Genomic DNA, 11,678 nt, shown 5'->3' with positions numbered 1-11,678 from the left:
AAAGAAAACCACCTTGGGGAAGGTGGTTAAGGATACTACAATAAAATTTTAAAAAACTTTAATCAACACACTCATTTAATCATCAAAAAGTTTATTGTCAAGTCATCTCCCAAGGTTTTCTTTTTCTAAATAACTATTAGAAGAGGATAAAAATGGGATGCGTAAAACTATTTGAGGACTACTTACCAAAGAGACCTTATCACACAGACGATTTAGTCAGTGGCTTAAAAATCAATAAAAAAGAAAAAGCAAAATTTGCAAAGCTTATCCAACCTAATGGGCCTACCCATAGATATTGGATGGTTTTTGACTTAGACCGAACCGATGCCGGTATGCACTGGGATAACGTAGGGGCACCAGCTCCAAACCTAATAGCTCGAAATCCAGCGAACGGGCACGCTCATTTACTCTACCTGCTACAAACACCTGTACGAACCGCTATCGACGGTAAAACGGCCCCTTTACGCTACGCAGCAGCCGTTGAGGCAGGCTTGCGTAGTCGCCTTGGAGCAGACAGAGGCTACAGCGGGTTGATCTGCAAGAACCCGATCAACTCACACTGGATAGTGACCCAATGGCAGGCAGATCCATACACCTTGGACTACTTGGCTGACTACGTTGATTTAACGCCGGAAAAGGCCAAACAGAAGCCCGTAGAGGATTACGGCTTGGGTCGCAACTGTATGCTTTTCGATGAGTTAAGGGCGTGGGCATACAAAGCCATCCGCCAAGGCTGGCCCGACTACAACCAATGGCGGAATGCGTGCCTTGACCGTGCCACTGGCTACAACGTCAATTTTTCTACACCATTGGACGTATCCGAAGTTAAACACACAGCCAATAGCGTAGCGAAGTGGACGCATAGGAACTTTAACCGTGGCACCTTTGGTGATTATGTCGCCAGAACCCACACAAGCGAGATACAGGCTTTCAGGGGTAAACAGAAGGGCAAGACCAAGAGAGAACGGGGTATTATCTTGCTTGAAGCTGGGGCAACCATAAAAGAAGTAATGAAACAGCTAAACGTAGACCGTGCGACTGCTTACAGGTGGATAAAAAAAGCATAGCATTATAATTTGTCGCAAAGCCTATATCAGATAATAGCACCCGGTGAGGGGGTTTCTTCTTCCTCCCCCCCCTCCCCTTTTCTTTTTCCTTCCTCCCCATATCCACCCACATATACATACACCGCCCCACCGATAGACATAGAACGCACGGAAATGGTCAAAATACGCTTACATTTACTCGATATATACAAAGATACCAAGCCACACCACTACACGCCTAAAACAATCGAATGCGTGAGCGACCTCATTGCAGCATCTCACCAGCAACCCCCAATACTTCCCAAGGTTTGGAGATATATCCCCCAACCTATATGTATGTATACATACATATCAAATTTCTTTCCTGATGAAAAATTCACACTTTTCCAAATTCATCGAAAACGGTGAATACCGCTCACTCGACTGGTGAGCGTAAATATCCCGAAAGCGATTTGGGGCAGTACTGAAAAAGCGGGGTTTGTGGAAACTTAGTTTTCTTTAAAAATACGCCCAAGAAATTTCAAGTATTTATACCAAATTATTGATATATGGATTTTTTCAACCATCGGATTATGGCTTAAAAACAGCAAAATATCTTGTCAAGAGCAAAATGAAAATAAATATAAGGTTCGACCATAATCGTCAAATAGTGTTCAACTCTACATAAATTACTTAGTTCACTTTTGCTACAAAGCAGCGAAAAAATAGCACCTACAAAATTCAAAAAATCGCTCTCAAATTAATCTCACAAAATAATGTGAGGTATTGGTCACATCGAAAATTCAAAAAAATGAACATGGCCAAACTCCTACAATGTGTATCCCCGAAGCAAATTTATAGGTTCGGAGATATAACCCCGAAGTATTGACTTACATAAAACCTATGGTATTTGTATTATAACAACATAGGAGTTCTAACATGAACAAAGCAGAACAAGCAGGAAAAATAGGCGGGCTAGTTGGCGGATTTAAAAGAAGAGAACGTCAAAAGTTTTTAGTAATATTTATAAAACTGGTAGAAATGGAAGAATTTCCAGACTTGAAACTGACATCATGCCTTGCAAAAAAATTAATAGCAGCATTCTCTGGCTCCAAATCAATCTCAAACGATGTTTTGATAAAAGAGTTTGGGAAGCCCGGCAACAAGGTAAAACAGCAAAACCTTGACGATATCGTGCTGATTTTAACAGAGCGATATAGCGAGACGTATAAGTCACTATGGAACGATGCAAAGAGAAAAATTGAAGATGATGCAAATGAATACAAGAGACAAAAAATTCAAGAAATGCGAACATCAATATCATAAACATATATCCATGCAGCGTTTTTCGCTACATGGCTTAGCAGGCTCAGCTTCAAGGATATATCCCCCAACCTTTACCCTCTTCACACCATCATATGTAGCAGAACAAACAAAAGGCCGATACCGGCCTTCTGCTTATAACTGCATATTTTTTAAGTTGCCAAATCTAGTGGCAAATCGCTTATATCTTTCAAACGACGACCATCAACCATGATAGCTAAAAGCTCCGCCGAATCGTCCATGCCTAGTTCTTTCAATGTTGCTTGTAGCTCATACAAGGCAAAATGATAAACGCAATCTATATCGCCCGTACCGAGAGCGATTGAAGCTAATCTGCTAGGAGTGGGTTCAGCAGTGACCACCATTATATTAGGCAGGTGGCCTTTCCGGTTACGCATCAGGTTTAAAGCTTCGGAACGTGCGTTCTGTGCCCTATCACTTCGGATAGTCCACTTACATGACACGCTTGCATGCAGAAGCGGCTTGCCCCCGGCAGCAGCCCTCAAGCTGGCTCTAGTGCTTACAGAACTATCAACCAAAAACTCATGACGGTTGATATTCTCGTCACTTTCTAAGCCCCTAACCACGACAATATCAGGGGTAATTGTGTAGTCGCTTCCCAAAGCAGCGGCAAGTTCAGGGTCAGCTTTTGCAGCCTGATCCAACGCTATCAGATGTGCATATTGCTCATATTTAGCAATCTCTAAACGATTACGCCCAGACACTTGATGCACGTCCCAGTCACCGGGACGAAGATGCCCCAGTTTCAAGAAAGTATTTTTTACATACTCCGCACAAATACCCTCAAATTCATTACCAGAAGTTTGACCAGCTTGGCGTTCTGCAATTGTCTCAGCCTTCAATAACTCCGCAATGCCTTTTGCAATGGCAATACTGCTTCTATTGCTACTGTCGGCGTTGCTTGGCACACCCTTATCATTGATTGTCAGCGTTGTTTTGAGCAGCGAAGCATGGAACTCTTTCCGTGCTTGTAGAAACTCGGGAGGAATATTCATTAGGCTCTGTACGTAAACCCAAGAAATACGATTTTCTGTAAAATACACCGCCATTAAAGCCAGGAGGCCAAGATGGCAAAGCGGTATGAACTCCCCGACGCAGCCTGGGATCTGGTTGCAGATATCTTCACCAAAAATCAGCGCACCGGGCGCCCTCGGGCCGATGATCGCCTGATGCTAAACGGTATTCTCTGGGTGCTTTGCTCTGGCGCAGCCTGGCGAGACATGCCCGAACGATTCGGCCCTTGGTCAACGATCTATCAACGGTTCCGGGGATGGCGTGATTGCGGAGCTTTTGATCAGATGCTCAAGCGTCTTCATATCCGATTGAATGAGCAGGGTTTGATTGACTTGGAAACATGGATGATCGACTCCACTGCCGTACGAGCAACCCGGGCCTCATCAGGTGCCGGGAAAAAAGGGGATTTGAAGAACCGCAAGACCACGCGCTCGGGCGCAGCCGGGGTGGCCTGACGACCAAGATTCACATGCTGTGCGACGCCAATGGTGTGCCTCTGCGTTTCCTGTTGTCAGGCGGACAAGCCAGCGATATAGCCTATGCCCAACCGCTACTCGATCAGGCTTGCATACCCAGCCTGCGCGGTCGCCCACGCAAGCGTTGCCGCTGGTTGCTGGCTGACAAGGGTTACGACGCTGAAGCGCTGCGCCAGTATTGTGATCGTTATCGCATGCAGCCAGTCATTCCGTTGCGAAGCATGAAGCGCAAAACCAAGCCAGGATTGCCTCGACTTTTTGATCGCCCCAAATATCGGCAGCGCAACATCATCGAACGCATGTTTGGCTGGCTGAAGGAGAACCGTCGCATCGTGACGCGCTTCGACAAGCTCGCAACAAGTTTTGCGGCGATGGTCTCATTGGCCTGCGCTATGCGGTGCTTGCGACAATACTTTACGTACAGAGCCTAGGCAACCTGTACCAAGCGTTTTACAGAAAGAGCTTTGAAGATTTGCTTCGCAACTGCACACGCAACAGGAGGTGGAAAAGCGTTCCCTATCTGTCGATATGCTGCAGTTTTCTTTCCATAAAATTGCCAGTCATCAGGGAACCCCTGAATGCGTGCAGCCATGCGGGTAGTCAGCCTCGGCATCCCTTCAAAAAACTCCGTAGGAGGTTCATTGGCAATACCCATCCCACACACACCAATGGAAGCCCAAGCCTTCTTAGCTCTTGTTGGCCCCAGATCCGGGCCACCGTGCTTTTTAGATCCGCCGACGAGCGTTGGTGCGATTGTGTTCGCCTGCTCTCGCCATGCATCAGCACCACGCCAGCCATCGGCCTGCATTAGATCGTGAAGAAGCTCACCAACAGTCGGTGGAGTGATTAGCTTTGGCTCAGGCCATGAAAAACCCTCAGCAAGGTCTTTCCTGATGCCAACGAAAACCACACGAGGCCGAAGCTGGGTAACGCCAAAATCGGAAGCATTCAGCAGCCGCCAGCCCGGCACATAGCCAAGCTTTTTAAGTTGTTTCTCAACCTTATTACGGTAGTCATCGAAAACAGCGTCGAGAAGACCTCGCACGTTTTCCAGCATCACGGCTTTCGGTCGGCACTCATCAACAAGACGTAACGCTTCGGGGAAAAGGTCACGTTCATCATCGGCCCCAAGCTGCTTACCAGCTTTGGAAAAAGGAGGGCAAGGAACCCCACCGGCGACCAAATCAACCCCGAAATAAGGAAGACCGTTAAATTGACGCAGATCCTGCTCTTGCACGTTCCACTCAGGGCGGTTTAAACGGAGAGTTGCACAGGCAGGAGGTTCAATTTCCACCAATACTTCGTGCCCAAAGCCCGCCATTTCTAGGCCGAGAGCTTGCCCGCCAGCTCCGGCACACATTTCCAATGACGTGAATAGGCTCATTTTGTCTCCTCGCAACGCTCTGTTTCAAAGCGGCTTCTTAAAAATCGGTGATACTAACATGGTGTATGGATAGACAGGGAACCCATCTAACCCTTCGACGCACTGCTGCAGAGCCGCAGCACATCAAAGGGTCTTGATCAAGCCACTACGGGCAACGGCGGGGCATTATCCACAAATCCGCTCCTATGCTCCCACAGGGGCTTTTAGGTCATAGGGCAGCACAGAGGCAGGAAGAGCAAACGACAGACGAAAAAAATGGCGATCTGTAGGTCAGGTTTTTGCTACAAAACCTTGCTACAAATCACCATTTTTACAACCTCGTAAATCATTGATTTATAAGGCTTTTTTCAATATGGCGGAGAGATAGGGATTCGAACCCCTTCTGACTGCCCTGCACACCGCTGTAGGCCACATAAAACGCGAAATCTCGGTCGAACCTTCGGCCTGCCAGAGCCTACAGCGGCCTGTGTTTTGCCCTAAATATGCCCTAAACCACTTCACAAAGCTGTAAAGGTCAGCAGGCTAAAAATCACATAAAACCTAGCTAGGCCTTGGCTCGCTCCCTTGCTTTTCGAGTCAGACTAATGATGTTTGGTCTAGCGCCTTTTCGCTTCATGTTCAATCCAATCCTGAAGAGCTCGGGAACTTCAAAACTCCCTTCGTCAGCATAAGCAACTCCGTATTTCTCTAAGATGTCCAGTTCTTGAGATTCAATCCCTTTGGATGCAGCTTCAATTCTATCAAATGGAGTAGCCAAGTCAGAGATTGACTTCAACTTTCCGAAAATTGGGAGTAACTCTCTCACCTCTTTCGGATATTCGTCTACCTTCTGATAGCTTGTATACTCAACAGCTTTTCTCATAGCACTAGCTGTAAGCAACCGTCCTTCAACTGCTTGAGACCTTGAGCTTAGCGCCGCCTGATGTATAAATCTTACCAGGTCCCTAGCAGTTAACCTACCGGTCAAATCTGTTAGCACAGCAAGAACCCACTCCGTAGATCTAGCCTCTTTTCCAGAGTCACTCCCGAGCTTTAAACCCCATACTCGTCGTAAATCAGCTTCACGCTCTATCTCCGACCGAGCTCGCCAATTGGGTGTCCACAAATTTGGAATTGCACCGCTGTTCGATACGAGCCATATAACAAGCTCTTGAATATCCAGGTCTCGCCAAGTCAATGCATAATTTCTATAGGACGCACGGAATTGCTGTACATTCTGTTCAATTACGGCCTCTACCATATCGCTTCTTGCAAATACAATTAGACCAATAGGTCGCCCCGCTTCTTCTCTTAGCTTAATCGGCACATCTCGAAACAAAGAGCGCAAGGCATCCGCATGTACCACATCGGTATAGGGATTAACAAACTCCTCTTCTAAGCCTTCGAACATAGCTATTGGTCTGATGCTTCCCGAATTTTTGACAGCGTTTAGAAAACTCTGCCAATTATTAGAAGCACCAGTAAACCCGGCAGATCTTGCTATGCTATCCAGCCAGAAAACTGTCCACTGTGGAACATCCCACTTTTCTTTAATCCCCTGCTTTACACCGTCAGTAGTCTCAGAAAAACGGGCAGGCTCTTTCTGTGACAACTGAGCAGCCACCCTACTTCGACCATCTGCCACTAGCTGTTGCATACTATCCGAGCTATTAACAGAGCCGAATACAGGGAGGAATACACCTTCAAAACTTGTTGCCTGGCCTGATTCTAAAGTTTTAGATGCAGCTGCCCAAGACTGATGCTCTAATAAATACCTGAACGTAAGCGTTTTACCAGTTCCCTTAGTACCTTCAATAACAGTAATTGGCGGATGCTGTGTAAAATCCCCAATTAATCGCTGCAGGGGCGGAGTGATCAATGGTCTTTGCACGTCAACTACAGTTTCAGCAAACTCTAATTTTTTTGCAAACTCGGCGAGAAGCGTACAAGCATCATTATGGCTAACGTCTCCTAAACTAGGCACCTGAGTACTTAAAGGCAATACCCCTAGTCGGCGCGTTAGCATCCAGTTTTCCATCTCGGATTTCAGACCTGAGGTAAACCCTGTTCGATGCAGTTCGTGGAAATACGACACCCACTCATCAACCGAAGCAATGAGATCTGGAACGTGATAATGAAACCCAAAAGCTAAAGTGCTTTCTAACCCGGGTGTAACTGCTGACTCTGAGTCTAAAACCAATCCATCAGATAGAAGAAACGCACTTTCTGCTTGAACTTCCAGTTGCGATTGCAAGCCACTTCGAAAATCGGCGTCCTCATATTGATGCCGAGGTACTTGGTTGAATAACACAAAGGGCTGACGACCAGAAATCCCTGTTTGTCGTTCTATGTGCCCTATCGTTTGCAACATTCCCTTGAGTGCATTTATGGACTGTCCACTTGCTGTGGAAACAAAAACTCTTTCAACACTCGGATCAGTCAAGAAATGCAATGCAATGTCAACAAGTCCCGCTCTGAGGTCTACGATTGCAATCCTGCAACCGAGCGCTTTCGCTAACCCTCTAACCAAATCAACTATCAAAAAAGGCTGATTCTTCCGCGCATTAACCAAATGTTCGGGCCTAATGGTAAATCCGGACAAATCATTCAATAGCCTTTTAACCGGCAACACATAAATATCGTCGATACGTTGATCTAACATCTGTGCTGCAACAAATGAAATAGTGCTATTCAAATCCTCAGAGGTATCGGCATGCGCTAACGCCAGCATGTCCTCAAGGGACACGCTAACATCTGGTTTACGTGTTCGATATAGATAACTTATTCCCGGCGCCTCAAAGTCAGCATCTATAAAAAGAACAGGATCTCCGCTACTGCTATCTGCTATATTTTTAGCGAACGCCATAGCAGCAGTGGTTCGGCCAACTCCGCCCTTTACACTATGAAATGCCACTACCGACGGCAAATCATCTAATCGCTCAGGGAAGGAAATTGAATACGACCTATGCCCCTCCAATGAAGCGTTAGGTCTAAACACTGGAATCTTTACGTCAGGCCCATCAAACTCATAAATAACCCGTAAATTATTTAGTTCGGACGGCCCCTCCAGCCTTATAAATATATTGTTATTCGTTCCAACTTGCACCCACGAACCAAACACTTCTTTTAGCCATTCTTGCACATGAGGTACTTGATCGGGCGACTCTAATGTCAGGATCAGGCCGGTCCAAAATACGTCCGATGCTATAAGCCCCGCGGGGGGAGCAAATGGAGCTGCGCACCCTTCGTGCCTCATTGGTATTGTGGACAGTCTTCTAGCCACATCGATCCATGATAACAATGGGAGAGTCGATAATTCGCTAGTGGCCATTATATTTCGCCCTGTACGTAAGTGATTACCGCCGTCAAAAATGTTTCTAACGCCGCTTGATCTGCGGGCGCGGTAGCTAAGCCGTAACGCCATGCTTCGTGAGCGCGCGGAATTTCAAAATCCTGACCGTTGTTATATCCATTTACCGTTCGAAATGGCCCGACTGGTGGTGAAACTGATGCTGCGGAAACTTTGAGTCGACGCAACATCAGCCCTAGATCATGAGAATAGCCTTCGACTTTGCCAGGGTTTTTAGGAGAAAGTGGCGCATTATCCAACGCTACGCTCTGATCCCTTACTTCGTAGCTGAAAGGTACCCGTTCTGCACGATTAAGTAAGTACTTAAGCCCTGATTCTGCAGCATAGAAACGTAGCAATGACGGTCCATGCGAGGGAAGTTGGTGACTTGAATCAACTGCTGCTGATAAAAGGTCCGCAAGTGCAGCTGTTCTTAAAAAATTCTGCTTATGATCATCACGTTGACATACGAGCATAGCTTTCCTTGCCCTTTTTTTCTGAATGTCCCCAGCATAAATGAAAAATCAGCAAGATCCATCTCGCCCTTTAAAATCAAGAACCTCAGGGCTCGTGCAGCGCCGCAAAAAAACCCTATTTGCAAGACACCCTCCAAAGCTGATCCAGCCTAGTCGTGTAGCTTTGACTCATCATTTCTCTGCGCATTCCCCAGTCAGGATTGGTCGGCACACTGGCTGACCGTAAAGTGCCCCTGCCCCACTTACCATTGATCTGATCCAGCACAGCCATCACCTTTGAGGCTTCGTCCGGTTGAGAAATGGCGAATAGGTCATCGGTAAACTCGCCGGGCTGGCATAGGTTCAGCAGCAAAACTTCCGCCTTGCTGTATTTGAAGCCCGGCCTGAATACGAGATCAAGCGCATCAGCCGCCGCCTTGGTCAGAAGACGTACATCATCGGTGGGGTACGGCAGATCGACCACTACACCGTTGGCGTATTTGGCCTCATCTGGATTAAACATGCCGGTACGAATACTCACTCGAATCTTCTTACAAAAAGAATTCTGAGCCCTGAGCTTTTCCGAGGCACGCATCATGTAGGTGGCCACCGCCTCCTTAATGGGCGGTAGTTCCTTCAGCCGTTTACCGAACATCCGGCTGCAGCAGATCTCCTGCTTCGGTGTGTCTGGCTCATCCAGTTCCAGGCACGGGGTACCGGCCAGCTCCCGAGCAGTCTTTTCGATCACCACGCTGAAATTTTTGCGTAGCGACCAGGCGTCGGCCATGGCCAAGTCCATGGCTGTCTTGATGCCCAGTGCATTCAAGTGCACTTTCATACGCCGGCCCACGCCCCATACCTCACCCACGTCGGTGTTGCGTAGCACCCAGTCGCGCTTCACTGGGTTGCAAATATTCACCACGCCCCCGGTCTGGGCCTGCAAGCGTTTTGCCGTGTGGTTAGCCAACTTGGCCAGGGTCTTAGTGGGAGCGATGCCAACGCCAACCGGAATACCGGTGCAGCGCAGCACCTGGTTGCGAATTTGTCGACCGAGCGCGTCCAGCCCGTCGATGCCGGTCAGGTCGGCGAACGCCTCATCGATGCTGTACACCTCGACCGCCGGCACCAAAGCTTCGATTACGGTCATGACTCGCTCACTGAGGTCGCCGTACAGTGCGTAATTCGACGAAAAGGCAACAATGCCGTGCTGCCGAAGCGTGTGTTTGATCTGGAAATACGGCGCGCCCATTTTCACGAAGGGCTTGGCGTCGTAGCTGCGCGCAATGACGCAGCCGTCGTTGTTCGAGAGGACCACGATCGGCACCTTCGCCAGGTCCGGGCGAAACACCCTCTCGCAACTGGCATAAAAGCTGTTGCAGTCGATCAAACCAAATACCGGCGATGGCTTAGACATGGCTGCGCACGGTCCCGGTAATCACACCCCAGATCGACAGTTCGTCGCTCTCCAATACATACCGAGCCGGGTACTTGGAGTTTTCCGACAGCAAGATCACCTCTTTGCCTCGGATGCACAGGCGCTTGCAGATCGGATCGTTGTTAAGCAATGCCACTACGATATGACCGTGGGCTGGTTCAATGGAGCGGTCCACGATCGCTAAGTCGCCTTCAAAAATACCGGCGCCCTGCATGCTCTCCCCGATGATCGACACCAAGTAGACGTGCGGCGCACGGATATTCAACACCTCATCCAGCGATATGTGCGCCTCGATGTGATCTGCTGCCGGCGAAGGAAAACCGGCCGGCACCTGAAACAGGCAAAGCGGCAGCTTCAGGCCGCCCTCGGCAATAGGACCTAAAATTGAAAAGCTCATGACGCACGACTTCCGATACTGTACGAATGTACAGTTAACTTTCAGAAACGCTTGCGGTCAATTTATGTAGGGAATATCTGATAGGCGGGCGAGCTATGTGCGGACGACTTTCGCAGTACGATGGCATTCACGACTTCGTCGCAGCGCTGAGCATGCCCAACGCGCTGGTCAATAACGCTGGCGACCACCCCTTCGAGCGCTACAACGCCGCACCGACAATGCAGCTCGCCATTTTCCATCAGGAGGGCGACTACCTGCACGCCGACATGGTTCGATGGGGATGGCGTCCGCATTGGGCTAAGGACAGGGCTGCGCCGATCAACGCCCGAGTCGAGAAAGTGGCCCACGGCCCATTCTTCCGCGCAATCTGGCCTCACCGTGCCATCATTGCGATCAACAACTGGTTTGAATGGGCGGATGAAGGCGGACCAAAGAAGCAGCCTTACCTCATTCGCCGGCGGGACCAGGCGCCGATCCTCTGTGCTGCTATCGGCCAGTACCCCAACGCGGAGATCCCGCCTAGCGAGCATGACGGCTTTGTGATCATCACCGCTGACAGCGCCGGCGGAATGGTAGACATCCATGACCGGCGGCCGGTGACGTTTTCACCAGAATTGGCCCGCGAATGGCTTGACCCTGACGCGCCAAAAGAACGTGCCGAGCAGATGGTGCTGAATCAAGGTGAGCAGACAGAAGCTTTTGAGTGGTTTCGAGTGGATAGAGCAGTAGGCAATGTTCGCAATCAGGGCGTTGGACTGCTGACGCCGACAGGTGATTGACCGCAGAGCCGAGGCCACTCACCCATCGAAAGTGGGGCCAC

Annotated in this window: 9 protein-coding genes and 1 pseudogene; 4 read left to right on the top strand and 6 right to left on the bottom strand. The window is 48.7% G+C overall.

The window, feature by feature from the left end; genetic code table 11:
- Positions 1-152: 152 nt before the first annotated feature.
- Entirely contained in the window at positions 153-1,067 is a 915-nt protein-coding gene (locus BFC21_RS00140) for a replication initiation protein (protein ID WP_120265489.1), read from the top strand.
- Positions 1,068-1,964: 897 nt separating this feature from the next.
- Positions 1,965-2,351 (top strand): hypothetical protein, encoded by a 387-nt coding sequence (locus BFC21_RS00135; protein ID WP_120265488.1) that lies wholly within the window; start codon positions 1,965-1,967, stop codon positions 2,349-2,351.
- Between the two features lie 149 nt (positions 2,352-2,500).
- Here BFC21_RS00135 and BFC21_RS00130 read toward each other — a convergent pair whose 3' ends face one another.
- Positions 2,501-3,364: an NgoMIV family type II restriction endonuclease gene (locus tag BFC21_RS00130; RefSeq protein ID WP_120265487.1), complete on the bottom strand. Its 864-nt coding sequence runs from the start codon at positions 3,362-3,364 to the stop codon at positions 2,501-2,503.
- A 72-nt stretch (positions 3,365-3,436) separates the two neighbouring features.
- Here BFC21_RS00130 and BFC21_RS00125 point away from each other — a divergent pair.
- Positions 3,437-4,290, top strand: a pseudogene (locus BFC21_RS00125) (IS5 family transposase).
- Here BFC21_RS00125 and BFC21_RS00120 read toward each other — a convergent pair.
- The 5 genes from BFC21_RS00120 to BFC21_RS00105 all read right to left on the bottom strand — a co-directional run bounded on the left by BFC21_RS00120 (position 4,287) and on the right by BFC21_RS00105 (position 10,858).
- Positions 4,287-5,243 carry a DNA cytosine methyltransferase gene (locus BFC21_RS00120; RefSeq protein WP_120265486.1) on the bottom strand — a complete coding sequence of 319 codons (957 nt, stop codon included), beginning with the start codon at positions 5,241-5,243 and terminating at the stop codon, positions 4,287-4,289. The pseudogene BFC21_RS00125 and the gene BFC21_RS00120 overlap by 4 nt on opposite strands.
- A 544-nt stretch (positions 5,244-5,787) precedes the next feature.
- Positions 5,788-8,364 carry a KGGVGR-motif variant AAA ATPase gene (locus BFC21_RS00115; RefSeq protein ID WP_162939265.1) on the bottom strand — a complete coding sequence of 859 codons (2,577 nt, stop codon included), beginning with the start codon at positions 8,362-8,364 and terminating at the stop codon, positions 5,788-5,790.
- Between the two features lie 188 nt (positions 8,365-8,552).
- Positions 8,553-9,047, bottom strand: a complete 495-nt coding sequence (locus tag BFC21_RS27070) for a hypothetical protein (RefSeq protein ID WP_162939264.1) — start codon at positions 9,045-9,047, stop codon at positions 8,553-8,555.
- A 115-nt stretch (positions 9,048-9,162) separates the two neighbouring features.
- A complete protein-coding gene (gene umuC, locus BFC21_RS00110) occupies positions 9,163-10,440 on the bottom strand; it encodes a translesion error-prone DNA polymerase V subunit UmuC (protein ID WP_120265484.1) in 1,278 nt (425 codons plus the stop codon).
- A complete protein-coding gene (locus tag BFC21_RS00105; RefSeq protein WP_120265483.1) occupies positions 10,433-10,858 on the bottom strand; it encodes a LexA family transcriptional regulator in 426 nt (141 codons plus the stop codon). The genes umuC and BFC21_RS00105 overlap by 8 nt, the downstream gene beginning before the upstream one ends.
- Before the next feature lie 95 nt (positions 10,859-10,953).
- Here BFC21_RS00105 and BFC21_RS00100 point away from each other — a divergent pair, with 95 nt between their 5' ends.
- Positions 10,954-11,637 carry an SOS response-associated peptidase family protein gene (locus BFC21_RS00100; protein WP_120265482.1) on the top strand — a complete coding sequence of 228 codons (684 nt, stop codon included), beginning with the start codon at positions 10,954-10,956 and terminating at the stop codon, positions 11,635-11,637.
- The last annotated feature ends 41 nt before the right edge of the window (positions 11,638-11,678 follow it).

The organism is Pseudomonas sp. TMW 2.1634, from assembly GCF_001703595.1.
Classification (GTDB): Bacteria; Pseudomonadota; Gammaproteobacteria; order Pseudomonadales; family Pseudomonadaceae; genus Aquipseudomonas; species Aquipseudomonas fragi.
This window is presented reverse-complemented; position numbering and strand designations above follow the sequence as displayed.

Bases quoted from the DNA above. Each gene is read 5' to 3' on its own strand.
- umuC (WP_120265484.1), bottom strand. From the start codon at position 10,440: ATGTCTAAGCCATCGCCGGTATTTGGTTTGATCGACTGCAACAGCTTT.
- BFC21_RS00135 (WP_120265488.1), top strand. From the start codon at position 1,965: ATGAACAAAGCAGAACAAGCAGGAAAAATAGGCGGGCTAGTTGGCGGA.
- BFC21_RS00140 (WP_120265489.1), top strand. From the start codon at position 153: ATGGGATGCGTAAAACTATTTGAGGACTACTTACCAAAGAGACCTTAT.
- BFC21_RS27070 (WP_162939264.1), bottom strand. From the start codon at position 9,047: ATGCTCGTATGTCAACGTGATGATCATAAGCAGAATTTTTTAAGAACA.
- BFC21_RS00130 (WP_120265487.1), bottom strand. From the start codon at position 3,364: ATGAATATTCCTCCCGAGTTTCTACAAGCACGGAAAGAGTTCCATGCT.
- BFC21_RS00100 (WP_120265482.1), top strand. From the start codon at position 10,954: ATGTGCGGACGACTTTCGCAGTACGATGGCATTCACGACTTCGTCGCA.
- BFC21_RS00105 (WP_120265483.1), bottom strand. From the start codon at position 10,858: ATGAGCTTTTCAATTTTAGGTCCTATTGCCGAGGGCGGCCTGAAGCTG.
- BFC21_RS00120 (WP_120265486.1), bottom strand. From the start codon at position 5,243: ATGAGCCTATTCACGTCATTGGAAATGTGTGCCGGAGCTGGCGGGCAA.